Origin of the sequence: Thalassotalea euphylliae (assembly GCF_003390395.1) — a bacterium.
GTDB classification, from domain to species: Bacteria; Pseudomonadota; Gammaproteobacteria; order Enterobacterales; family Alteromonadaceae; genus Thalassotalea_F; species Thalassotalea_F euphylliae_C.
The window spans coordinates 1,568,304-1,594,399 of record NZ_QUOV01000001.1 but is presented as its reverse complement, the minus strand read 5'-3'; the positions used below and the strand labels follow the sequence as shown (position 1 = coordinate 1,594,399).

Here is a 26,096-nt window from a genome sequence, read left to right as displayed (position 1 = left end):
AAAGTTAAGATGTGTGCGAGCTACAACTGGACTAACTTTGACGCGAGGCAGATAAAGTTTGTCTTAAATATCGTGTAAATAATTATTAGTAGATATATCCATAAATATGCAAGGTGACAAGCATTTATTCAACTTGACCTATGTAAATGCCTTATTTAGCTATAATATCCACCAGTTTTCGCGCATCATAATCGACTTTGCCGAAAAACTTAAGAGGCGATTGATAATAAAATTGAATCAGTAAGATTTCTAACCAGAAAACCAACAAACATTATCCAAGTGCCAGCCAATTAAGGTTTCTTAACGTTTAAGTTAGATTTCAATTTTTAAAACGCCACAGTTGAAATAACGTAAAAAGTGGCTAAATGTATCACTAAAAATTAACAGCAAGTTTAGATATTACGACTAATTTAATAGTGAAGTGAGTTGCTAAGACTAGCTATAAAAAAGAAAAAGCTGGCATCGCCAGCTTTTGTAGATTTGGAAAGGGTCAGCTGAAAACAGCTATAGCACGCCTCGCTCCATTTGGTTTAACTCAATCGATTTAAATAGTGCAGTAAAGTTACCTTCACCAAAGCCTTTATCATCAACTCGTTGAATCATTTCGATAAAAATTGGGCCAAAAATATTTTTGGTGAATATTTGCAATAAATATGAATTTTCTTTTTGGCTGTCCACCAAAATCTGGTGCTGACGAATACGTTTATGATCTTCTTTTACCCAAGGAATGCGCTTAAACACATCATCGTAATATTCAGGCACAATATTCAAGGTATCAATAATATCGCTATCTATTTTATCTAACGAGCTCACCAAATCATCGGTAATAAACGCTAAGTGTTGTACGCCAGGGCCATTATACTCATCCAAGTATTCATCGATTTGATTGTTATTAGTACCCTTACCTTCGTTTATAGGGATTGAAAAATTACCGCAAGGCGATTGTAAGGCGTAAGAGACAAGTGCCGTTTTCTCGCCTTTAATGTCGAAGTAACGTACTTCCGTAAAGCCAAATACCTCTTTGTAAAAGTTCGCCCACTTTTCCATTGTCCCTTGGTAAACATTATTGGTTAAGTGATCAACCGCTTTAAAGCCTTTGTCTTCAACTTCAACGGGCTCTGGATGATCTTCAAAATCTTGCTGGTAAATTGAGCCGCCTAAGCCAAAGCGATCAATAAAGTAAATCAAGCTGTCGCCAATGCCATAAATAGCAGGGTATGGCAGCTTGTTCGCGGCATTTTCTGCTGATTTAGCACCACGTTTAATTGCTTGTTCAAACGCGAATTCAGCGTCTTCTACTCGCCACCCCATAGAACAAATTGCAGGCCCATGACTTTTCGCAAACTCTTTAGAAAAACCCGACTGTTCATTGTTCAGTAAAAAATGGATATCGTTTTGATTAAAGTAGTCGATATCACGCCCTTTAAACTTTTTGGTTTTCGAGAAGCCAAAACCGTAAAACGCTTTTTCCATAAAATCGCTGTCAGGTGTCGCGTATTCTGTAAATTCAATACCACACAATTTTAGTGGGTTAGCAACGTCATTCATTATTATCTCTCTGTGACCTGTTGTACCTTTCCTTTTATTATTCATGGAAAAACTCTGGTGAGAAGATAGCCAGTAGCTAAGCGAAATCTGGCGATGTAAATCATGTGATACGTCTGTTTTGCAAAAAAACTGGCTAACATCTAGCCAGCCTTGATAGGCTCTGTAGCGACACTGTAAAGTTAGGGTTACACAAATATGTTTAGTACCCGATTAGGCTTGGGTAGTGAACAAATAAGTTAACTGAAGAAAGTAAACAAACGAGCGTTTAAGATGGCTTAAATCGCATTAGCAAAGGCAGGATTTTTATACCAATTGAATTAATTAGTTGATCAATTATGGCGCAGGAAAAACGCTCAGAAACACAGGTTTTATGCTCCCAGCAAAACCTAAGTAACTACATCCATGTAGGCAAGGCATTATTTTTAAGTAACTAGTTGTTCTAATTTCAAAAATAACAACGCAGTTAATGAGTGTAATAACCAGCCAGAATGGGCAAGTATTTATTGAAATTGGTATTATTGCTGAACGTGACAGAAAAGCATTAAAAAAGGCGCTCTAGCCTAGCTAGCAGCACCTTTTTGATTATTTTGTTGTGTAAAGCTACATATGAAGCTTTAATCTTAATTAGCCGTTGTTGCGACGCTCACGACGTTTTGGACGTTCAGTGACAACTGGCGCATCAGCAACCGAGATTTCTAACGCTTGGCGGCGAATGCGAACACGCTTTAATTGCTTAAATGATGCCGTTGGCATACCTTTTGGTAGTTGTACAAAGCTGTGACGCTCATGCAAGTTAATTGCACCAATGTAGCTGCTATCCAATGAAATCTCATTAGCGATGGCACCAACGATATCACCCGGCTTAGCACCGTGCTCTTTACCTACCTCTAGGCGGTAAGTTTGCCAGTCAATATCATTACGTACTGGTTTTGCTTTGCGCGGAGCACGTTCACCGCGACCATCGCGCTCACCTCGTTGACCTCGACCATCACGCATATCGCGACGACGCCCATCACGGCCACGGTCATTGCGATCGTTACGGTCAAATTCACGACGAGGTTTTGGATCTTCTTTTGGCTGAAGCGGTTGTTTTAGTTGCTTTAAGTAAAGCAATGCTGCAGCTAAATCAGTCATTGAAACTTCTGATGTATCTGCCATCTGCTCGATAATAGCGCGCATACCGTCAAGCTCTTTCGACGCAATAACTTCTAACAATTGTTGTTGAGTTTTTTCGATACGTGCTTTACCAATTTCTTGAATGCTAGGTAGTTCAAATGGATTGATCACGCCAGAAGTTAAACGCTCGTAATGACGTAATTGGTACATTTCTCTTGGACGAACAAAAGAAATTGCGGTACCACTGCGACCAGCACGTCCGGTACGACCAATACGGTGAACGTATGATTCATTATCACCCGGTAAATCGTAGTTAATCACTAAGTCGATACGAGGAATATCTAGACCACGAGCAACCACATCTGTCGCGATTAAAATAGACGAATGGCCATTTTTAATTTGATCAACCGTGCGTTCACGCTGTGCTTGGTTCATATCACCATTTAACGCTACTGCAGGATAACCTTGACGCTCAAGTTTTTCAGCTACTTCAACGGTGTCATTACGGGTGCGCACAAAAATAATCATGGCATCGTAATCAAAGGTTTCAGCGATACGCTCTAGTGCAGTTAGTTTGTTAATACCACTCACTTTCCATGCGAACTGCTCAATATTTGCTTTCGCTTTTTTCACTGCCGCAATTTTTACGTGCTCAGGATCAGTTAAGAAACGATTAGCCACTTTACGGATTGCTGGTGGCATTGTCGCAGAGAACAACGCCATTTGCGTATCATCGTTTAAATGCTCTAGGATCCACTCAATGTCTTCTAGGAAACCCATGTTAAGCATTTCATCAGCTTCGTCTAACACACAAAGCTTAAGCTCGTTAAGTTTTAGGCTCTTGCGACGTAAGTGATCCATTAAACGACCCGGTGTACCAACAACAACTTGCGCGCCGCGCTCTAATTGTTGGAATTGAGGACCATATGATTGACCACCATATAGGGTGGCAACACGCAAGCCTTTAATATTGGCAGAGAACGATTCAATTGCCTCAGCCACTTGGATTGCTAACTCACGAGTAGGCGCAAGCACCATTAATTGTGGTTTGCGAATACTTGGGTCAATGGCAGCAAGTGCAGGCAAACTAAATGCTGCTGTTTTACCCGTACCTGTTTGTGCTTCACCAAGTACATCACGACCATCTAAAAGTGGCGGAATAGTTTGGGCTTGAATAGCCGTAGCTGATTCAAAACCAAGCTTATTTAAGGCTGAAAGAATATTTTCAGGCAAGCCTAACGCATCAAAGCCAGTTACGGCATTGTTCTGTTCACTCATAATTTTTTATCTCTTGGCAGGAAGTCCTGCGATACAACTTTGAGGAAACCACCAAGAAGACTTGAGGCACATTCGAAAGGACAGCGTTTTCGCTGAACAAGGCAAGTCTATTGGGCGGATATAACCCCTACGAAATTTGGAATCTCTACCAATTTTCTGCGCTAGTTATCGTTAATAGCGAATGCAGTAAAGATTGAGGCGCGCATTATACAGAGACTAAGTAATTTAGCAAGGTTGTTGCTGATTGTAGTTTGTTATTAAGTGTAGTTATAGAAGCTTACCGATAAATTAAAGTACTAATTTAGCAAACAATAAGTTTTAAAATTACTAAGCTTGGATAGTAGAAAGTTTTCGTCGTGTTAATTAAATTCGTAGTGTTAATCAAAAGAAAAGCCCCTATTGGGGCTTTAACTTCAATCAAAAGTATTCACTATTGGTCGGTAAAGCAGCTCTGTACACCACCAAACGGTCCTTTAAGTCCAACATTTTGCGTTGGTGGCACGACATCTTCTTCAGTTAAATCTTCGGCAGATGTCGGTAAGGTATAGATGGTGAATTCTCTGCTTTCTGTACCTGTTACTCGGGTAGTTACTGCTAATTCAATATCAACCCACGAACCATAAGTTTGTGGATAGAGCACATCAATTAATGCTCGGCCTTGGTCGTCAGTTGTAACTTGCCCTGTCGCCGCTGCAATATTGCCCGGTGTTAAGATACCGTCACCGTTGGTATCTTCACCTGGGTCCAAGATACCGTTGAGATTGCGATCTTCATTTATACACGAAATTGGCGAGGTTAAGGTTGGATCATCCTCAGTAGGTTGACGGCCTGTTGTTACCCAAGAAACAAAACTACCTGACTCGTCAAATAATTGAGCCCAATAGCCTTTGTAATAACGGACTGGAATTGCCGTAACAGTTAAAGTCACATTATCAACTGGCGTAGAGTCTGCGTCTGTCGCAAAAACCGTGTACTGCTTGTTATAGGTAGTAATATCTAATTCTTCGATATTGTTACCTGTACCTAAGGTTAAGAACAACTCACGCCCTGCAACCGTTAAATTAACTGTGTCAGCTTTGTCTTGCTGATCTCTAACGGTTGCAGTAACCGAGACTCCTTCTTGCGAAGAAACCGCGTTTGATGTGTATACCGTTGAAGCACTGCCGTTGCTATCGGTAATTGCACTAGCAGGGAAAATTGAGCCACCATTGGTGTCGTCCAACGTGAAGTCAACTAGCTTACCTTTAACCAAGTTATCATTAGGGTCGCGCAGTGTGACTGAGATAACTGAAGTCTCGCCATTTGGCTCTACCGAGGCTGGAGACGCTTGCGCTACAACCGTTTCAACCGTTTCAGCAACAAACTCAAATGAGATTTGATTGCTTAGTGCCGTATCACCTGAACCGCCAGTAAAAGTAACAACAGCAGGGCCTGCATTGTCTGCTTGCACACTAACAGATACTTGGCCATTGACTGTAGTGCCACTTAATGCTGAGAGCGTTCCACGAGTGCTGGTAAAATCAACTCTTGTGCCGTCAGCAACAGGTGTGCCGTTATCTAACCAAGTTAACGTTATATCAGCCGATTTTGACAGTCCAACATCAGGGGCTAAGGCATTGCTCGGATTAACAACTGAACCATTGTTATTATCGAAGGCTGTAAATAAAAATGAATCTGATTGCACTGAAACTTGTAAGCTTTCAGTCGCACCTAGTGCCGCTGCAACAATTGAATTTGTACCGCCAGATAAACCAGTAGCGGTAAATATAGCCTGTCCGGTAAAGTCTGTTGTCACCATTGACGGTATATCGATTTGTGCAGATGAACCATTTGCCACTGACAAATCAACCACTTGGTTAGCAATACCATTGCCGTCACTGTCTCTAAGATTTAGAACATAATCGGTAGAGTCGTTAATTGCTAATGCAGATGAGCCGTTAAGTTGAATGGCCGTACCAACAACTTGAACCAGTACGCTATCAGTTATGTTGCCACTTGAAGCTGTTATTGTAACGAGTCTATTTTCAGGATTTCGCGTTGTTAGTTTAGCTGATGCAAGACCATCGGTTTCTGTTTCTGCTTTTTCAACTTCTAATTCGCCCGATGATACTTCAAAGCTTACCGTCGCACCTTCAACCAAATTGTTTCGACTGTCTTTAACGAGGGCTGTTAATTGTACTTCCCCCGCGCCGCTTGACGCTATCTGAGGACTGTCGGCAAACAAAGTTAAACTAGTTACTTCAGGTCCTTCGTTGCCAATACTATCGCCTTGGCTAGTGAACACTATGTCTGCTGTTGATTGGGAATCATCATCATTTAATACAGACGCGGTGATTGTGCCAGCACCAGCAAGTGTTCCCACAACAACCTGTATGGTCGCAATACCTTCTGCATTAGTAGATGCGGCACCATTTTCTGGACTAAATGAAGCTAGCGTTGCTTCACTGACAATAAAAGAAACGAGTTTATTTGGAACCGGTTGGTTATCTTGCGTCACAGTTGCCGTTAGTGCAATTGGCGCTGCAGCAGAGACAATATCGTTATCAAGGGCAAGGCTTATCACAATAGGAGTCGTTTGATTTCCGACCCCATTATCAGGATCTGAGTTACCTTCTGAACTTAGACCACCATCACCACCGCCACAACCTACCAAGGTCAATAGCGCCATGGCAAAACTTAAGCGTCGAAACAGCTCCATACTGTCATCTCCATGTACATTTTTATTATAGATCTATCCCATCTTAACTGATAAAGATCGAAAAGGTCACTACCTAAATGCAAAAAGCCAGAGCAGTTAAGCAATTAATTTAGTTTTTTCAATTAAATTTAACTGTTACTCTTACAGCCAAATTTCTATAACAATAATTGGTTGTATTCGATACCATGTCGTCAGATCAAAGTTCAAATCTAACGCGCCGCATTGTTACCGCAATGGTTTCAGGCATTTTACTTGGCGCCCTGTTGCAATGGTTAATGCCCAACGGCAAAGATTTTGTTATTCCACTCGGCCTTTTTGATTTTTCACTTCGCGCCTTTTTAGTGGATGGTATTTTTGAAGTTGTCGGTAAAATCTTTATTGCCAGCTTACAAATGCTGGTTGTGCCCTTGGTATTTGTATCGCTAATTTGCGGTACTTGCTCATTAAAGGACACCTCTAAGCTTGGAAAAATAGGGGGTAAGGCCGTTGGCCTTTATCTTATTACTACAGCAATCGCGATTAGCTTCGCGATGACCTTAGCCATGGTTATTAGCCCAGGTGAAGGGGTTAATATGGCAGCAGATACCACCTTCGCCAGTCGTGAGGCGCCATCGCTTGCACAAACCATTATCAACATGTTCCCCAGCAATCCGTTTGCGGCCTTTGCCGAAGGTAACATGCTGCAAGTGATCGTTTTCGCATTGCTATTTGGTATTGCGATAGCCCTTTCAGGCCAAGCGGGTGAGCGTATTGCAGGTATTTTTGAAGACTTAAATGTTGTTATTATGCGCCTTGTGACCATTCTAATGAACATCGCGCCATACGGTGTATTCTGTTTATTAGCAGGTCTGTTTACCGACTTGTCTATCGAAACCTTTGGCAATTTAATTGTTTACTTTTTAGTCGTATTCTTCGCCCTAGTGATTCACGGTTTACTTACCTACCCTGTTTTGCTGAAAGCATTTACTGGCTTAAACCCTGTTATTTTCCTTAAGAAAATGCGCGAAGCCGCTATCTTTGCTTTCTCTACATCAAGCAGTAATGCCACAATTCCTATTACACTTGAAACAGCAACGAAAAAGATGGGGGTAAAAAACTCTATCGCTTCATTTACTGTGCCGCTTGGCGCCACCATTAATATGGACGGCACTGCAATTATGCAAGGTGTTGCCACGGTATTTATTGCGCAAGTGTTTAACCAAGACTTAACACTCGTTGATTACCTTATGGTCGTACTAACAGCAACATTAGCGTCTATTGGTACGGCGGGTGTGCCAGGCGTTGGCTTAATTATGTTAGCTATGGTGCTAGAGCAAGTTGGGTTACCTGTAGAAGGCATTGCATTGATAATCGGTGTTGACCGACTACTAGATATGACACGTACGGCGGTTAATGTAACGGGTGATAGCATGGTATCGCTTGTTGTAGGTAAATCTGAAGGACAATTCGAATCAGATACTTACCACAACTTAGATGCTGGAAAAGATATTGAGAATATCGACTTTCATCACTTAAAAGACTAATTGTCAGCACTATGTTGTATTAGCCAATCAATACTAAGCTATGGTTAAACCAGAAAGACGGTTAAGCCAGAAATATGATTAAGCCCGATTTAATTCGGGCTTTTTTGTGTCTGCTAGATTGACCCATAATTCTTGAGCAAAGTAATTCGCAGATAAAAAAATAGCGCCGCAAGGCGCTACTTTTATGGGGTTCTCTTTTAGAACGGCATTTTAAAGCCTGGAGGCATCTGCATACCACCAGTAAGGTCTGCCATTTTAGATTTGTTTTGCTCTTCTACGCGACGTACAGCATCGTTAAATGCAGCAGCAACAAGGTCTTCAACCATGTCTTTGTCGTCTTCCATTAAACTCTCGTCAATTTCAACACGGCGTACACTGTGAGAGCCCGTCATGGTTACTTTAACCATACCTGCGCCAGATTCACCAACAACTTCCATATTTGCCAGTTCTTCTTGTGCTTTTTGCATTTTTGCTTGCATTTGCTGGGCTTGCTTCATTAAGTTGCCCATGCCACCTTTCATCATAATATGTCTCCAATACGTAGTTGTTGCCAAAGATAGTGACTCTTGGTAAACAATTCAAGGGAATTAGGGTTTACCAAGTGGTTTTGTTGATCGATGCTTGCACTATCTTGCCACGATACTCGACTCATCGAGCACCGCTTGAAAGTTTGTTTGTAAATAGTTAACGATAGGGTCAGAGGCTAGTACTTGCTTAGCGTAATCATATCGTTTGTCATTGATTTGACTTTGAATCTGCAGCGGATCGTCAATAGTTTCGTCTACTACAACCAAATCAACCTGCATTGGCTGACTAAAATGCTCAGACACAAAGCTGCGCAGCTGGGTTAATGCCGAATCAGTGATCAAATGCTTAGCTGACTGGTTTAATTCTAGTACCAGATGATTGTCAGTGGTTGCTTTGCCAATAACTGACTGCTGAGCCAAAATTCGTAAACGGCCATTGAGCGCCATAGCGTCAATCATATTCGCCCATTTATCGACCTGGTTCGCTTTTTTGATTATTGAGGGATCAACCTGCTCTATCGCGAATCCCTGCTCTGGTATAGTTTCAGGTGCAGGAACATCAGGTTTGGGCTTAGCTTGTGCTGCAAGAGTCTGACGCTCAGTCGCGTCGTCAGGCTTTTTTACCGACTTGCTCTCCAGCTTTTTCTTACGGCTTCGAAGCATATTTCGAGTCGCTAATGCCGATTCCACACTCGCACTTAACAAACCATCTTCTGAAGAAGTTTGGGCTGTTTCTGTTGCAGGCTGACTTGCTTCGGGCAACACATCTTGAGCAACATTTTGCGTAATGTTCGCTGTTGCATCTGCAGTAGTTTCGAATGTCGCCTGATTAACAACCGCTTCCTTAAATTGCGGCTCTTGCAACTGTGCGTTTTGTATATTTGCTGTTTGTGACTGAGCTTGTTGCTCTATTGCCTGCAACTCTTGAGCAAGTTGCTGCTCACTTACCTCTTCAGCCTGTATTTCATCCTTTATTATGCCGTTTATTTCGGCCTGTGTTTGATTGGCACTGCTGTCGCCTGCTGCGACTGAAATAGATTCAGGATGAGTTGTCGTTTCTTGCTCATTCTCTTGAGCCACCTTAGTCGCTTGAGCCACCTGAGCAGTCTGGGTAACTTGTGTCTCAGGTAGGGTGACTTCATCAAAGTCTGTTACAGTGGTGTCTTTCTCTGCGTAGCTTTCGGCTTTGTTCTGTGCTGAAGTATTTTGTGCTGAAGTATTTTGCTCCATGCTAATAGCTGGTGCAGCAATATCGACACCTGCCATCGGCTTAAAGGCTAATAGCCTCAACAAAGTCATATCAAATGCAGCTTGTTCATCTCCTGCATAAGGTAAGTCTTTTCTACCATTAAGCACGAGTTGGTAATACAGCTGAATATCTTGTGCAGACATCGCACCAGCAAATTTTTTGATCAGCTTGCTGTGCTCTGAAGAAAGATCAAAATGTTGCTCGGTAATTTGGTACATCGCCACATTGTGCAACAACTGCAACAACTCAGCATGCAAGCGCTGGTAACTCGGCGCATAAGCGGCAATTTCTTGCGACAACGCCATCAATCCACTGGTATCTTGCTTGACCAAGGCGATAACGATTTTATACGGCCAATGCTGATCCACACCGCCCAGCATGTGCTGCAAATTATCAACACTGATATGGCCTTGCCCTTGAGCAATGGCTTGATCTGTCAAACTCAGTGAATCACGCATACTGCCGCGAGCGGCTTTCGCTAGCACATTTAAGCTTTCAGCTTCGAATGTCACTTGTTCGGCGTTGAGAATCTTCTCTAGTTGCTGTTCAATTTGCGCAACAGACAAGGCTTTTAAATGGAACTGTAAACAACGCGATAACACGGTTACAGGTAGTTTTTGTGGATCCGTTGTGGCGAGAATAAATTTAACGTGTTCAGGCGGCTCTTCAAGTGTTTTAAGCAGCGCATTAAAACTGCTTCTCGACAGCATATGCACTTCATCAATCAAATACACTTTGTAACGACCACGTGTTGGCGCATATTGCACGTTGTCTAAAATTTCGCGCGTATCATCAACCTTTGTTCGCGAAGCTGCGTCAATTTCCAATAAATCAACAAAGCGCCCTTGGTCGATGTCTAAGCAAGTATCACACTTGCCACAAGGTTCAGTGCTAACCCCTTGCTCACAGTTTAAACTCTTAGCAAAAATTCGAGCTATCGTGGTTTTACCAACACCGCGCGTACCGGTAAATAAGTACGCGTGGTGTAAGCGTTGCTGGCTAATTGCATTAACAAGCACAGAAACAACGTGCTCTTGTCCCATCAACTCAGCAAAGGTTTTTGGGCGCCACTTGCGCGCCAGCACTTGATAGCTCATTGGGTATTATTCGCCTTCGTACTGAATTAGCGTAGTAATGTTCAAGCCAAGCGCAGCTAGCTTTTCTTCACCACCTAAGTCAGGTAATGAAATAACGAACGCAGCATCTTGTGTTGTTGCGCCTACGCGACGAATTAACGCGGTAGTTGCTTCAATAGTGCCGCCAGTTGCTAACAAGTCATCAACAATCAGTACTTTGTCTTCTGGTAGTAAAGCGTCTTGATGAATTTCTAAGGTATCAGTACCGTATTCTAATTCGTAGTCTTGTGCGAAGGTTTCGCGAGGTAGTTTGCCTGGTTTACGCACTGGCACAAAGCCAACGCCTAATGCTAAAGCTAATGGCGCACCGAATAAGAAGCCTCTTGCTTCCGTACCAACTATTTTGGTAATCCCTTGGTCTGCATATTTATTTTTAAGCAGTTCAATTGTTAACGAAAAAGCTTGGTGGTTCTCTAAAATCCCCGTGACATCACGAAACATAATGCCTGGTTTTGGGTAATCTTCGATGGTGTGAATGGCACTTTTTAAAAGTGAAATATCTGATTCTGTCATTGCTTCATTTGAGTCTTAATCTTGGAGGTTAAGGATAAATGAATTTAAACAATTTTTACAGAGAGGCGACGCGAGTATTTTGCTTGTTCAGTTGGGCGATTAATGTTAGGAATTTAACATCATCAATGGGCTTGTCGAGAATACAATCACAAAGCGATTGTTCGATTAAATGCTTCATTGACTCACGACCTTGGGTGGTCATAAAAATGATAGGGATCAAGTGCTCGTCTTGACTGATGTTTTTTAGCAGCTTAACACCATCCATTAATGGCATTAAGTGGTCGATAATAAGCAAATCAAAAGGCTGTTCTTGGTATTTTTTATAACCATCTAAGCCATTTTTCGCATTGGTCACATGGTGCCCACGGCCAGCGAGCAAGCAATTGATTTGTGCCAATACGGCAGCATTATCATCTACCACTAAAATGTTCATCGAGATATGCTGTGATCCAGCAGAACCTATTAAGCTAGGTAAGTGTACCAGCCCATTAGCATAGGTAATAAAGGCATTGAAACTAGGGCAACTAGAGCTAAAAACAAATGACGCTTTGACGCACTATCTTTGAAATTCTCGTTGTGAGACATCTTCTACTTCCTACACAGGTTAAAAACGTCGCGCATTATAATAGATGATTGATTTTATGAACAGAGATTTTGATCTAGATCAAGTTTATAGCCAACATGTTGGCAGTTAATATGCAGGCTAAGTTACTGAGCTATTTATGTTAGTTGGTAGCGTTTGTGAGTTAAAAATAATACTTCGATTCGTCATTTAGCCCAGTATTTACCAAGACAATGACAAGAAAGCTCACAACAAAATCTACAGCTAACGCTGTGCAATCATACTTTTTCAGCCTGATGTTATTAGCGAATTAAGCCCAGCAGAATCAATACTGGGCTAAAAACCAACTAAGACCAATACAGGCCAATAAAGCGTACTAACGGCGACATTGCCCTTTAACAGATGCTTGGTAGTCGCCATTAACATTAGGCAAATTATTGGTTAACTGACGAATTCGTGTATCGCTTGATGGGTGAGTTGATAAAAACTCTGGCGGAGCGCCCTTGCTCACCTTTGCCATATTGCGCCATAGCTGAATAGCTGCCTGTGGATCATAGCCAGCTTTGGCCATTAATTTTTGACCAACAATATCAGCCTCTGACTCATGCGTGCGTCCATAAGGCATTAACACGCCATACTGTAACCCCAAACCTAACCCAGCCATCCATGCATTTCGATTTTGCACATTTTGGCTAGCCAGTGCTGCGTCAGCAGCTTGCAAGCCAATTTGTGCCAATTGGCCTGAAGACATACGTTCATTAGAGTGCTGCTCAATAACATGGGCAACCTCATGACCAATAATGGCTGCTAACTGTGCAGGCGTTTCAGCAACCTTTAAAATGCCAGTGTAAACACCTATTTTGCCCCCCGGTAGCGCAAAAGCATTCACTTGCTCAGAGTCAAATACCACCACTTCCCAATCACTTGCCTTAGGCTGGCCTGGCAATTGTTGAATAATGTCGTCAGAAATACAGCGAACATATTGATTAGTTTTGCTATCTTGGTAGATTTTCTCTTTTTCTTTTAACTGCTCAAACGAAGATGCGCCCATTTTATTAAGCTCGCCAGCGGAAAATAAGGTGATCTGCTGGCGTCCCGTTGACGATGTAGAACAAGCATTAATGAACAAGGCCAATGCGACTACTGCCAAACTACGTTTCATATGAATTCCTTCTACCTAACGTTATCATTTGTTTTTTATTGTGTATTGTTGTGGGGGTATTCACTAGCTTAAACAACTTACTAAGGTGCAATGTTGACTAGGGCGAAACTTTAACAAGCGTGCTTTCGTCTTTACTAACCCCATAAATGTCTGATGGCGAGAAGCCCAAGGTAATGTGAAAGTCTTTTGGCGCTAGGCCAAATGCCTTACGTAAGTCATCTGCTTGCTCCGAACTAAGTACCACAAAATACGCTTTCCCTTGGTCTTTTATGACACGCCCTAACCCTTTCACCTGAAACTTAATTTGACGACCACTGGCTAATAACGCGTTAACTTGCTGCTCACTAACCTCTTTGATCTCATAAGGATTAATTAAGGTGACGTGAAACTTGCCATGGTCGCGGTTGGCTTGGCCAGCTCTGAGTGTTTTAAAAGCATCAGTTTCAATAGCCTGTAACTGCTGCAAATAGCCAGCGATAATGTCTTGTTGAACTATGCCACCAACGTAACTTAAACCCGCACTATCACTTAGTTCGCTAGCGGTGACAGCAATTGATTTAACCAAAGCGTCCTCACTTATGTTTAGCTTATGCTGGTCAGCCATAGCGCTGCTCACCATTGTTGAACCCCATAAAACAACTAAAATACCTATCGCTTTTACATTCATTATTCTCTTCGCTTTGCTGTTGTCGTTAGCCCAGTATTTTTATTTTACGTTAGGGCTCAACTATTGTGTATAACACCTATATATGCCGCTGTTTTTGTGCGTACATGCCTAGTCCAACAAACACAGATACCACAACCGGTACTAGGTATAGATCAGAAATTTGCGCCAATAACTCAGCTAACAATCCACTTAGCCATACAGTTGCGGCACCATAACCAAACGCACAAACTAGAACAAAAATTAACGTGCGTACCACTAAGTGCTGATTTTTAATAAGCTGGCGAATCGATTGAGAAATTTCACCACCAAATAGTACCAACAATGTCGCAATGATCGCCATTGCACATTGCCCTTGATACGGTCTAAACCACTGACCTAACTGACCCGCCAATTCTATTAACTGCGCTTGCACTATTAAGCCCCGTGCTTGGCTAGCAAATCAACTAGATCTTGCTCAGTTAGCACCGCTACGCCCAAGTCTTGTGCCTTGGTCAATTTTGAGCCTGCCTTTTCACCTGCAACAAGATAATGCGTTTTAGCAGAAACACTACCAGAAACTTTTGCACCCAAGGCCTGAAGTTTTGCTTTAGCCTCATTTCGCCCCATTTGCGACAAGGTGCCAGTTAACACAAAAGTTTGGTCGATAAGTGGCTGCTCATCTACCGATTTAACGGCTATTGCTGGCCAAGTTACACCGGCATTTAGCAACTTTTCAATAACCGCTAAGTTCGTTTCTTGAGCAAAGAAAGTTGCGATGTTATTGGCAACCACTTCACCAACATCAGATACTGATTGCAGAGATTCTCGGTTAGCCTGCTGCACCGCTTCTAATGTTAGATAATGATTAGCTAAATTCGCAGCAGTCGCTTCGCCGACTTCACGAATACCTAACGCATAAATAAATTTAGCTAGCGTGGTTTTTTTCGCTGTTTCTAATGAAGCAACGAGTTTCTCTGCTGACTTCTTCCCCATACGTTCCAAGCTGCTAATTTGTAGCTCGTTTAAGTCAAATAAGTCAGCAGGGGTTGTAATCAGGTTTTCGTCTACCAACTGCTCAACTAACTTGTCACCTAAACCATCAACATCGAAGGCTTTACGCGAAGCAAAATGTTTGATCGCTTCTTTGCGCTGAGCACCACAAATTAAGCCACCAGCACAACGCAGCACAGCTTCACCTTCAGGTTTAGTGACCGGAGAGTCGCACACCGGGCAAGCGTTTGGGAATACTACTGGCATGGCATCATCTGGGCGGCGTTCAACAACCACGCTAACCACTTGCGGAATCACATCACCTGCGCGTCGAATGACCACAGTGTCGCCTTTCTGTAGCCCTAAGCGATCAATCTCATCTTGATTGTGTAAGGTTGCATTACTTACCGTTACCCCACCAACAAATACTGGCTTTAATCGAGCTACCGGCGTAATTGCGCCAGTGCGCCCTACTTGAAACTCCACATCTTCAAGTAATGTAATTTCCTCTTGGGCTGGGAATTTATAAGCTGTTGCCCAACGCGGTGCTCTAGCAACAAAACCCAGTTGCTGTTGCAGCGCAATATCATCAACTTTCAATACCGTGCCATCAATTTCATAGCTTAAAGCGTCGCGTTTATTAAGAATATCCTGATAAAACGCCTCGCATTCGCTAGCATTGGCTAAGAACTTCACCTCTGGACACATTGGCATACCAACCGTCTTAAGCTGGTTTAAACGAGCGAAGTGGGAGCCAGCTAACCAAGCTTGACCTTCATCGCTAACATAACCAATACCGTAGGCATAAAAAGCAAGGTTACGCTGTGCGGTAATTTTAGAATCTAGCTGACGTAGGCTACCAGCAGCAGCATTACGCGGATTAGCAAATACCTTTTCACCTTTCGCTTTGGCGCGCTCATTAAGCTGCTCAAAGCTGGCTTTGGGCATAAATACTTCTCCACGTACTTCCAACACCGCTGGATAATCAGTGCCCATCAGTTTTAAGGGAATTGATTTAATCGTGCGAATATTTTCCGTGATATTTTCACCCGTTGTCCCGTCTCCTCGCGTTGCCGCTTGCACCAGCACACCTTGCTCGTAACGTAAGCTAACCGCTAAGCCATCAAGTTTAGGCTCTGCACAAAACGCTAGTGTTTTACTGCTTGCCAATCGGTCATTGATACGGGTAACAAAAGCCTGCCACTCTTCTTGGGAGAAGACGTTATCAAGCGATAGCATAGGTAATTGATGAGTCACTTGCGTAAAGGCTTTTAGCGCCTCTCCACCTACTTTTTGCGACGGCGAATCTATGCTTTTTAGCGCTGGGAATTCTGTTTCGATAGCAATAAGTTCGCGCATTAGTCGATCGTACTCGGCATCAGGTACAGAAGGCTGGTCTAGCACGTAGTATTCGTGATTATACTGGCGGATTTGCTCGGAAATTTTTTCCGCTTGCTGCTGTGCAGTTTCTAGTGACATATTCAATTCTATTCTTTGGTGAAAGCGTGGTGAAAAAAGTCGTGAAAAAAGCCTCCAACTGGAGGCTTTTTATCTACTAACTCATTATATTAACTTTGCGCAATACGTTGTTTGCGATCGAACTCTCTGATTTTGCTCAAGTAATGCTGTTCAGTTTGCTTGGTCATCGCGCTGCGCTTGTCATCAAGGATCTGACCATTAAACTCTTGTGCAAGCTGTTTAGCAGCCGCTAACATTTGTTCAAATACTTCAAATGGATCACCTGCATTCGGCAAGGTCATAAACATGCTGACCCCTTGCGTATTAAAGTTTTCCATATTGTCTAAATCAAAGGTGCCAGGATTCATCATATTCGCTAGGCTAAAGGTAACTTTGCCGTTGCCAGCACTGTCTTGATGGCGATGGAAAATATTCATATCACCGTACTTCATGCCCAGGGTTAGCAGGCTTGGTAATAACGCCGCACCAGACATTAATTGTCCTTGCGACATAACCACAGATAACACAATAACTTCTGTTTCAATCTCTGGTTGCTCGAGCGTTGGCGCATTGTCAGAAGCTTCAACATCATCACTTGGCTGAGCGCCAAAGGTTGGCTCTTTGCGGTCACTAGCATCTGTAGTGTCAATACTGTCATCAAAATTCAGCTCAATTTGATTTTTCTTGAGCGCCGCACCGCTAGGTGCTTTTACAGCATTGGCAGCAGAAGCAGGTGTAGCAACTTTCGGCTTAGCTTGAGTGACCGGAGTTTGGTAAACGCTAGGCTCAGATTCTAGAACCAGCTCTTCGGCCGCTGGTGCTGCTTTTTCTTCCTCTGGCAACTCAGGAGCAACAGTTTGTTCAGCAATATCCACCGGCAAAGGTTCATCATTGTATGCCGGTGCAGGCGCGGGGTGATTAGGAATTTCTTCATCTGCTGGCGGGTGCTCAATTTCGCCAGTAAGCGCGGAATCGGCAACAACTCTCGCCTCGCTTACGCCATCTTGATCGAACCCTTTGCCATCAAAGTCGCGCGACATCGGCTCAACTTTGGTATCACTTGTTTTTAACTTATACGGATTTTTGTTTTTGCGAATAGTCCACAAACCGTGGATAAAAATGGCGGCAATTACAATTGCACTGATAATGATTAATGCGTTTCGAAAATTATCTTCCATCATCGAGCCTGTTTATTATGATACTTCTGCCATGGCGATTGCTTCATCTATGTCTACTGAGACCATGCGAGACACACCGGGTTCCATCATGGTTACCCCCGTAAGATGAGAAGCCATCTCCATCGCGATTTTATTATGACTGATATATATAAATTGCACAGTTTTAGACATTTCACCAACCAGATTACAAAAACGCTCAACATTGGCGTCATCTAGCGGTGCGTCTACTTCATCCAGCATACAAAATGGTGCTGGTGTCAGTCGGAAAATGGCGAACACTAATGATAATGCCGTTAGCGCCTTTTCTCCACCTGAGAGCAAATGAATTGTACTATTTTTTTTGCCAGGAGGACGCGCCATAATGGTCACGCCAGTATCAAGCAAATCATCTGACGTTAATGCCAAATAGGCTTGCCCGCCGCCAAACACTTTCGGGAAAAGTGCAGAAAACCCTTGGTTAATCTGCTCAAAAGTGGTTTTAAACTTCTGCCGACTTTCTTTATCAATCTTTGCTATTGCAGATTCTAACGTGGCAACTGCTTGAGTTAAATCCTCAATTTGTAAATCTATTTGATTTTTTCGCGTTTGTTGCAGTTGAAACTCATCAATCGCTGCTAAATTAACCGCTCCAAGCTCTCCAAGCTGGCGTTGCACTTGTTTTAGCTGTTGCTGATAACTAGCCACTGAACCTGTTGGCTCACCAAACACTTGCTGTTGATTAAGCTCTTTCAACTCGCTGAGTGACTCTTTTGCAGCGTTTAATTCAAAAACGAGTTGCTCTTTTTTCAACGCTTGTTGATGAGCCGTATCGTTGTGCTGATTAACTTTTGTCTCCAATTGGGCAATTTGCTGCGCTAGCTGGGACTTCTTAGCCTTGCTTTCATCCAGTTGCAATTCAGCACTGGCAAGTTTTACCTTGGCTTTTTCAACACTTTCGTTGGCAGCAACGACTTGTTGCTCAAGCGTTGCCGTTTTGGGCAATTGTGCCAATTCTTGTTGATAATGACTTAATTGATCATCCGTACTATGGCGCTGCTCACTGGTGTGAGCCAATTGCAATTCGCTTTGTCGAAGGCTTAACGAGTGTTGTTGGTGTTGAAGCTGTAACTGCTGCAATTGTTGCTGCGCATCATTGAGTGCTTGTTGCTTCGCATGTTTTTGCGCAACTAGTGCAGCTAGCTGCTCTTGCAGCGTCCGTAAAGCTTGTTCACTTTGCTCGATAGCCTCAACGCTTAGCGCTTCAGTAGCTTGTCCTGCTTTGCTCTGCTCTATTGTTGAAATAGCACTTTGTTGTTCTAGCGTTAGCGCAGTCAGCTCTTGAGAAAGCTGAGCTAACTGACGATTTCGCTGTTCAATTTGTGATTGAGCAAAATCATACTCGCTTTGCACTTTTTGTAGCGCTAATTTTTGCTCAGCAAGCTGATTAGCAATCACGGTATTTTGCTGTGCAAGAGACTGTTGCTGATCTTTTAGCTGTTTCAGCTTTTCTGACTGCTCATCAACAATTGGCGATAGCTCAGCTATTTGCTGGTTAAGCTCATCATACTCACACTGCAAGGCTAAACGGTTAATGCCTTGTGATGCTCGCCCCTTTGACAATATCGCCCTTGACCACAAGGTGCCGTCAGCACTAATGATGTATTGCTCATCTGTTAGCGTATCCACTGATGCCAACATGGCTTGTAGCGAGGCTTCATCTTCTGCGACTTTAACTTGGTTGAGCAAAGACACAAACCCAAGTTGAGTCGTTACTTTACTGGCTAAACTGCCAATATTGGCATGTTGGTCGAGGTTTTCTTGGTTAATTAACCAAAACCGCTCAGCAGCTTTATGCTCATTATTTTGAGAACTGTTCTGAGAATTGTTTTTAGAATCGCTATGAGAATCGCCTACGCCCCTCTCTAGCGTATTCGAAATATTAGATGATATAAGCTGGTAGTCATTAGCGCTAAGTAAATAAGCGTCCAACCATTGGCCGAGTACTTTGTCTATAGCGGCCTGCCAATTTTTATCAACTGAAATCGCCTCGCGATAACTATTAAATTTAGTAATGCCTTGCGCCGTAAGCCAGTGCTCACATTCACTTTGCCACTCTTCTTTTACCGCAAGTTGCTTGGTTAATTGTGCCAATTGCAGGTTGAAAGACAATTGCAATTGCGTGTTGTCAGCTAAGGCTAACTCTGCTTGTTTGATATCTTGTTCAAGCTGGTTGTTACTTTCGGCTTGCGCGTTTAGTTCAGCTTGGCCGATAGTAATTTCGTCTTTTAATCGCTGAATTTTATCTGTTAGCGCGCTCAGGTCTGCTACTGGCTGTTCACTAAGCTCTTTGAATTGCAATTGCTTTGCTTCTAGCTGAGCAGTTAACTTAGCCAATAGTTCTTGGCCCGCCAGTTGAGCTTCTTGCTGCGCCAAACGCTGCTCTTGGGCGGCTAGGCGCTCTCGGCTTTGCGTTTGCACAAGCTGTTCTTGTGATGCCACTTGCTGTTCAAGGCTCAACAGCTCAGCTTTAGCGCTCACAAGTGCTTGCTCTGCCGCTAATGTTTGTGGGGCAAGTGCCGCTAGTTTTTCCTGCCAGCGAGCAATTTCTTGATGATACTGCTCGCTTTTGGCGACAATATCTTGCTGCTTTTGCAAATAACGGGCGACTTGCTTTTCATTGTTACTCAATAAATGCTGAGCGGTGGCAAGTTCTTGCTGGTAACGACTGTGCTCTTGATTTGTACTGGTTAACGTATGTTGAGCGTCGCTCAACGTTTTGTAATCCTGCTCTATCGCTTGTTCTTGTTTGGACAGGGCAAATTTCTGTTCACTTAGTGCGTTTTTCGCCTCTGCCATGTGCAGGTTTAACTCAGCAATCACGGTATTGAGCTTATCTAACTGCTTTTGTGCCGATTGATATTTTACCGTTGCAATAATCGATTTCAGTTCACGTTCTTGTGCTTTTAGCTTGCGATATTGGCCTGCTTGCTGCGCTTGCTGATCTAACACATTAAGGTGAATGCCAATCTCTTGACTGATATCGGCAAGGCGTGACAAATTATCACTGGTATGGCCGAGTTTTAGTTCGGTTTCACGGCGGCGCTCCTTGTATTTTGAAACGCCTGCGGCTTCTTCCACAAAAACGCGCAACTCTTGAGGTTTTGACTCGATCAGCCGAGAAATCATGCCCTGTTCAATAATTGCGTAGCTTTTTGGACCAAGACCAGAGCCAAGAAACACGTCGGTAATGTCTTTTTTTCGACACTTACTGCCATTTAGGTAGTAAAGATTTTGGCCATCGCGATTTACCGTACGTCTGATCGCTACTTCATTTCGCTCTGCAAGATTAGCCGCCAAGTGAAAATTATTGGTGAGTAGGTCCTGCGTGCCTTCGCCCTGTGTTTCGAAAATGAGTTCAACACTCGCCTGCCCTATAGGCTTTCGCTCAGCGGAGCCATTAAAAATGACGTCAGTCATCGCATCGCCACGCAGGTTTTTCGCAGAGCTTTCGCCAAGCACCCAACGTACAGCGTCGATAATATTTGATTTACCACAACCGTTAGGGCCAACGATCGCAGTCATTTGATGAGGAAAAGGAACTTTTGTGACATCGACAAACGATTTAAAACCAGCAAGTTTGATTTGTTTTAAACGCATATCTGGGTGAAATTAAGGCGATGCCGAGTTGTTCTTGTTATAGGTGCAATTTATCAAATTTTGTCATACTTTGTCACACCTAATTGCGCTTAAAGGTGGTCTTAGCCCTTGGCTCGCAATGAAATTTTCTTATAATCGGAAATATCACATTTATCACTGCGGCACTTTGCCCGTATGACACATCAAAGGCACATATGTTAGCAAACAGCGGTTCCGGCTATTTTTTTCAAGGTTTTAACTTAATTAACTCCAAAGGGTTAAGGCGTTTTGTATTAATTCCACTAGCCGTTAACTTGGTCATTTTTGGGATTACTTTTTATTGGCTACTGCTGCAACTCAATGATTACATCTCACAATTATTAGGCTGGCTACCAGAGGCGTTAGCTTGGCTAGAGTATATGGTGTGGCCAGTTGCTGTTGTCGCGATTTTAATCGGCTTTTCCTTTATTTTTAGCGCTATTGCTAACTGGCTCGCAGCACCTTTTAATGGCCTGCTCGCCGAAAAAGTAGAAGCAAAATTAACGGGGCAGCAAGATAACAGCGGTGGCCTATCAGATGTGTTTAAAGACATTCCCCGAACGCTCAGCCGAGAGTGGTGCAAATTGCGTTATTATCTGCCACGCGCTATTGGCTTTTTTATTATCATGTGGGTACTGCCACTCATTGGGCAAATTATTTGGTTTTTGTTTGTTTCATGGATGATGGCGGTTCAATACTTAGACTACCCATTCGATAATCACAAAATTAACTTCGAATTAATGCGTGGCCGTCTTAATGAGCATAAAGGTCAAAGCTACAGTTTCGGCATAACAACTGCGCTGTTTTCAATGATCCCTTTTGTTAATTTAATTGTCATGCCAGTGGCAATTTGCGGTGCCACCGCACTATGGGTTGATCACCACAAACAAGCGATGAAAGCGCAAGTTAACACCCGTGACACGCAAATATAAAAGCGAGCTCGCAACGAGAATTCTTTTTCATTTCAGCTATTTTGCCCAAAAAGGTTGACCCGTATATCGCTAACTTTTACAGTTAAATAAAAGTGATGGAGCAATTTTTGATGAAAGCTAAATTAACCGTTGGCGCCTTGTTAGCAATATGTCCTCTGACTTGGGCTAGCGCGCAAAACACGGATGCAAATTCTACGGAGCTACAAACTACAGAAACACCTGTAGAGAAGGTAGCAAACGAGCCACAAGCCGTTGAAGAAAAAATGATTGATTTAGCGCAAGCATCAAAAGAGCAAGAAGCTCCATCTGATAGCTCTGTGCCTCCTACTGAAGAAACGACTGAAGTAGCAACTGAGGTAACAGATGAATTTGAACCCTCAGTAGCTGAAATGCCCACTGAAGTGTTCAGTGACGAAGAACAAACAGATTTATCAACCACCTTAGATGACCTGTCGAGTGACGTTCAAGCTGCAGAAGCCAATATTGATAGTTCTGTAGACGATACACCTTACAATTTTGTCCGCCCTACCCCTGAAGAGGGCGATGTTTTTATTCCAGTGCTATCCGATGCAAAAGTCTTTGCCGAGTTTATCGATGAACTACCTGCTGTAGTGAATTTTTTTACGATGGCTAGCGAAGACGAAATTATCGCTTTTTACAGCGAAAACTATGGTGAGCCAGTTGAACAAGAACGCAAGCGTGGTCGTTTAAACGTTACCTTTTACCTGCAAGATGTGGCGACGCGTGTGGTGATTTCAGAGCAAGATAATCGTCGCCAAGTCGATGTACTGCAAGAGAGTGCAGCACTGTAGCTTTAACCTATCCATAGCTAACAAGTTAAAGCACGAATACACGGACAATAAAAAGCCGCAATTACTCATTTGAGTAATTGCGGCTTTTTTAGTTTCTGCCTCTGGCAATAGCTACTTTCGCAAAAGCTAATAGTTTGCTTTTGTTAAGCCTTGCGCCAAGTCGTTTTACCAGCGCTATCTTCTAGCACAATATTCATGGCTTTGAGCTTATCGCGTGCTTCATCTGCAAGCGCCCAGTTCTTATCTGCACGCGCTTGGTTACGTTGAGCGATCAAAGCTTCAATTTCAGCAACTTCGTCACTATCACCACCACCTTGTAAAAACTCAGCAGGTTCTAGCTGTAAAATGCCAATTAAGCCACCTAAGCCTTTTAGCGTTCCAGCAAGCTCTACTGCGAGTGATTGCTCACCCTGTTGCTTGGCAACGTTTAACTGCTTTGCCAACTCAAATAACACAGCAATCGCTTGTGGCGTGTTAAAGTCGTCATCCATCGCCGCACAGAACTCAGCAACTTGGGGATGTGCTTTATCAAGCACAAATTCTACTGGTACATCAACATCACGTAACGCAGTGTAAATTCGCTCAATAGAAGCTCTTGCTTGATCAAGATTTTCCGTCGAGTAATTTAACTGGCTACGGTATTGACCAGAAGTTAAGAAAAAGCGCGTGGTTTCCGTATCGTACTTTTCCAATACTTCACGAATGGTAAAAAAGTTGCCCAGTGACTTAGACATTTTCTCTTGGTCCACTTGTACCATCCCCGTGTGAATCCAGTAGTTCACATAAGGTGTGTCTAATGCACAGCAGCTTTGTGCCACTTCATTTTCATGATGTGGGAAAGACAAGTCAGAGCCGCCACCGTGAATATCAAAATGGTGACCAAGCTCTTTCGCATTCATTGCAGAACATTCAATGTGCCAGCCCGGGCGACCGTTACCCCAAGGTGATTCCCAGTATGGCTCGCCAGGTTTTGCCGACTTCCACAACACGAAATCTAGTGGGTTGTTCTTGGTTTCATCAACATCTACGCGTGAACCCGCTTGCAACTGTTCTAAATTTTGACCACTTAATTTACCGTAATCTTTAAAACTTGAAACATCGAACAACACATCACCACTGTCAGCTACGTAAGCGTGTTTTTTGGCAACAAGTGTGTCGATCATCTCGATAATTTCGTTCATGTGCGTAGTAACACGTGGTTCGATATCTGGGCGCAGTAAATTTAAGGCATCAAAGTCTTGATACATTTCTGCAATATTACGCTCGACTAGCTCTAGCGGTTGCTCGCCACTTTCATTCGCGCGCTTGATGATTTTATCTTCAACGTCAGTGATATTGCGTACGTAATTAACATCGTAACCAGAAAACCTTAAGTAACGAACAATGTTGTCAAAGCCAATATAGGTTCTAGCGTGGCCTATATGACACAAGTCGTAAACGGTAACACCACAAACGTATAACCCCACCTTGTTGGCTTCAATAGGTTTAAACACTTCTTTTTGTCGAGTTAGGGTGTTGTATATTTGCAACATTGTGTTTTGGTTTCCTTTAGTACAAACAAATTAATAAACATAACCTTGGTGGCAAGAAGCAAGCTTTTCAATTCATCGTGCTTCAGCCCAGCGCGCCATTGTAACGTATCATTTATAGTCAAACCACAGCCTAGCTTAGACAAAACGAGAAAAAGCGAATTAATTACGCTACAATCTGCCAACACTTTTAAAACAGGATAAATTCATGATTACTTTTAAAACAAATTTAGGCGATATCAAAATCAAATTAGACTTTGACAACGCTCCTGTTACCGCAAAAAATTTCCAACAATACGCTGAAGACGGTTTCTACAATGGCACTATTTTTCACCGTGTAATTAAAGGCTTTATGGCGCAAGGCGGTGGTTTCGCTTCTGGTATGGACGAAAAAACAACGCGCGAGCCAATTCAAAACGAAGCAAATAATGGCCTGAGCAATAAGCGTGGCACATTAGCAATGGCACGTACGCAAGATCCACATTCAGCGTCTGCTCAGTACTTTATCAACTTAGTTGACAACGGCTTCTTAGACTTTAAGAGTGAAGACATTCAAGGCTGGGGCTACTGTGTATTTGGTGAAGTCGTTGAAGGCATGGAAGTGGTTGATAAAATGACGACAGTTGAAACAGGTCGCTTTGGCTTCCACGATGATGTGCCAAAAGATGAAATCATCGTTGAAGAAACCATCGTAGAATAATTCGATAGTTTAAGTACAGATGAGAGTGGTTAAGTTAAACACTTAGCCACTTTTTACTTTACATGAGCAGTTCAAACACCACCTCCCCCGTCAGCTACTTTATTGCTGACTTGCACCTCGCCGATAACAGGCCAGATATTACCGCTTGTTTTTTATCGTTTTTACAAAACCAAGCACCGAAGGCTGAAAAGCTGTTTATTTTAGGTGACTTATTCGAGTATTGGCTCGGTGACGATGACGATAGCCCTTTTGTTGAAACGATAGCAAACGCGCTGAAAACACTTAGTACACAAACTAAAATATTCTTTATCCAAGGCAATCGCGATTTTTTATTGGGCAAAGCATTTGCTAAACGCAGTGGTATGACACTGCTGCCGGATGTTGAAAAGATTTCACTTTACCGGCAAGAGTTAATTATTTTGCATGGCGATACCTTATGTACTCGCGATCTTGCTTACCAAGCGTTTCGAAAGAAATCACGCAGTTGGTGGTGGCAAGGCATTATGAAAAACTTGCCCTTGTTTTTACGTAAGCGCATTGCTGAAAATTATCGGAAGAAAAGTGCCGCTTCCACTGCGATGAAATCTCAAGATATTATGGATGTCACTCAACAAGAAGTTGAACGCGTAATGGCAGATATGCAGGTTGATTTAATGATCCACGGCCATACCCATCGTCCTGATGTGCACCACTTTACCAGCGAGAATGTGGCACGCACGCGTGTTGTATTGGGTGATTGGTACGACCAAGGTTCATGGCTTAAGTTTACCCCACAAGGGTACGAGTTACTAAACCAGCCATTTGACCGCAAATAGTTGAACAGTTAACTGTTGAACAGCAAGTAGTTAAGCACTGATAAAAGACAAAAGCCCGCGCATTGCCAAA

The 26,096-nt window shown here is 42.9% G+C and carries 19 protein-coding genes; 5 read left to right on the top strand and 14 right to left on the bottom strand.

The window, feature by feature from the left end:
• Positions 1–504: 504 nt before the first annotated feature.
• The 3 genes from hppD to DXX92_RS07040 all read right to left on the bottom strand — a co-directional run bounded on the left by hppD (position 505) and on the right by DXX92_RS07040 (position 6,640).
• Positions 505–1,548, bottom strand: coding sequence for a 4-hydroxyphenylpyruvate dioxygenase (gene hppD, locus DXX92_RS07050; RefSeq protein ID WP_115999806.1), 1,044 nt, complete (start codon positions 1,546–1,548; stop codon positions 505–507).
• 624 nt (positions 1,549–2,172) lie between these two features.
• The gene (locus tag DXX92_RS07045) at positions 2,173–3,942 is read right to left on the bottom strand and encodes a DEAD/DEAH box helicase (RefSeq protein ID WP_115999805.1); all 1,770 of its coding nucleotides are present in this window, start codon (positions 3,940–3,942) and stop codon (positions 2,173–2,175) included.
• Between the two features lie 430 nt (positions 3,943–4,372).
• On the bottom strand, positions 4,373–6,640 hold the full coding sequence (locus tag DXX92_RS07040) for an Ig-like domain-containing protein (protein ID WP_115999804.1): 2,268 nt from the start codon (positions 6,638–6,640) through the stop codon (positions 4,373–4,375).
• A gap of 185 nt (positions 6,641–6,825) precedes the next feature.
• Between DXX92_RS07040 and DXX92_RS07035 the strand changes: the two genes are divergently transcribed.
• Positions 6,826–8,163 carry a dicarboxylate/amino acid:cation symporter gene (locus DXX92_RS07035; RefSeq protein WP_115999803.1) on the top strand — a complete coding sequence of 446 codons (1,338 nt, stop codon included), beginning with the start codon at positions 6,826–6,828 and terminating at the stop codon, positions 8,161–8,163.
• Between the two features lie 197 nt (positions 8,164–8,360).
• Here the strand turns inward: DXX92_RS07035 and DXX92_RS07030 are convergent, their stop codons facing one another.
• The 10 genes from DXX92_RS07030 to smc form a co-directional block, all read right to left on the bottom strand.
• On the bottom strand, positions 8,361–8,690 hold the full coding sequence (locus tag DXX92_RS07030; protein ID WP_116002332.1) for a YbaB/EbfC family nucleoid-associated protein: 330 nt from the start codon (positions 8,688–8,690) through the stop codon (positions 8,361–8,363).
• A 99-nt stretch (positions 8,691–8,789) separates the two neighbouring features.
• Positions 8,790–11,036 (bottom strand): DNA polymerase III subunit gamma/tau, encoded by a 2,247-nt coding sequence (dnaX, locus tag DXX92_RS07025; protein ID WP_115999802.1) that lies wholly within the window; start codon positions 11,034–11,036, stop codon positions 8,790–8,792.
• 6 nt (positions 11,037–11,042) lie between these two features.
• Positions 11,043–11,588, bottom strand: a complete 546-nt coding sequence (apt, locus tag DXX92_RS07020; RefSeq protein WP_115999801.1) for an adenine phosphoribosyltransferase — start codon at positions 11,586–11,588, stop codon at positions 11,043–11,045.
• A gap of 55 nt (positions 11,589–11,643) precedes the next feature.
• A complete protein-coding gene (locus DXX92_RS07015; protein ID WP_115999800.1) occupies positions 11,644–12,021 on the bottom strand; it encodes a response regulator in 378 nt (125 codons plus the stop codon).
• A gap of 505 nt (positions 12,022–12,526) precedes the next feature.
• The gene (locus DXX92_RS07010; RefSeq protein ID WP_115999799.1) at positions 12,527–13,312 is read right to left on the bottom strand and encodes a M48 family metallopeptidase; all 786 of its coding nucleotides are present in this window, start codon (positions 13,310–13,312) and stop codon (positions 12,527–12,529) included.
• Positions 13,313–13,409: 97 nt separating this feature from the next.
• Entirely contained in the window at positions 13,410–13,979 is a 570-nt protein-coding gene (locus DXX92_RS07005; RefSeq protein ID WP_115999798.1) for a hypothetical protein, read from the bottom strand.
• Positions 13,980–14,055: 76 nt separating this feature from the next.
• The gene (locus tag DXX92_RS07000; RefSeq protein ID WP_220347631.1) at positions 14,056–14,391 is read right to left on the bottom strand and encodes a DUF3392 family protein; all 336 of its coding nucleotides are present in this window, start codon (positions 14,389–14,391) and stop codon (positions 14,056–14,058) included.
• A gap of 2 nt (positions 14,392–14,393) precedes the next feature.
• Entirely contained in the window at positions 14,394–16,427 is a 2,034-nt protein-coding gene (gene ligA, locus DXX92_RS06995) for an NAD-dependent DNA ligase LigA (RefSeq protein WP_115999797.1), read from the bottom strand.
• Between the two features lie 89 nt (positions 16,428–16,516).
• Positions 16,517–17,587, bottom strand: coding sequence for a cell division protein ZipA (gene zipA / locus DXX92_RS06990; protein ID WP_245961422.1), 1,071 nt, complete (start codon positions 17,585–17,587; stop codon positions 16,517–16,519).
• A 12-nt stretch (positions 17,588–17,599) separates the two neighbouring features.
• Entirely contained in the window at positions 17,600–21,220 is a 3,621-nt protein-coding gene (gene smc / locus DXX92_RS06985) for a chromosome segregation protein SMC (protein ID WP_115999796.1), read from the bottom strand.
• A 194-nt stretch (positions 21,221–21,414) separates the two neighbouring features.
• On the opposite strand from smc, the gene cysZ reads away from it, so the two are divergent.
• Together cysZ and DXX92_RS06975 are read left to right on the top strand one after the other, a co-directional pair.
• Positions 21,415–22,170, top strand: a complete 756-nt coding sequence (cysZ, locus tag DXX92_RS06980; RefSeq protein WP_115999795.1) for a sulfate transporter CysZ — start codon at positions 21,415–21,417, stop codon at positions 22,168–22,170.
• Between the two features lie 110 nt (positions 22,171–22,280).
• On the top strand, positions 22,281–22,982 hold the full coding sequence (locus DXX92_RS06975) for a hypothetical protein (RefSeq protein WP_115999794.1): 702 nt from the start codon (positions 22,281–22,283) through the stop codon (positions 22,980–22,982).
• Positions 22,983–23,125: 143 nt separating this feature from the next.
• On the opposite strand, the gene cysS is transcribed toward DXX92_RS06975, so the two are convergent.
• On the bottom strand, positions 23,126–24,514 hold the full coding sequence (cysS, locus tag DXX92_RS06970) for a cysteine--tRNA ligase (protein ID WP_115999793.1): 1,389 nt from the start codon (positions 24,512–24,514) through the stop codon (positions 23,126–23,128).
• 205 nt (positions 24,515–24,719) lie between these two features.
• On the opposite strand from cysS, the gene DXX92_RS06965 reads away from it, so the two are divergent.
• Together DXX92_RS06965 and DXX92_RS06960 are read left to right on the top strand one after the other, a co-directional pair.
• A complete protein-coding gene (locus tag DXX92_RS06965; protein ID WP_115999792.1) occupies positions 24,720–25,211 on the top strand; it encodes a peptidylprolyl isomerase in 492 nt (163 codons plus the stop codon).
• A 62-nt stretch (positions 25,212–25,273) separates the two neighbouring features.
• The gene (locus DXX92_RS06960; protein ID WP_115999791.1) at positions 25,274–26,026 is read left to right on the top strand and encodes a UDP-2,3-diacylglucosamine diphosphatase; all 753 of its coding nucleotides are present in this window, start codon (positions 25,274–25,276) and stop codon (positions 26,024–26,026) included.
• The last annotated feature ends 70 nt before the right edge of the window (positions 26,027–26,096 follow it).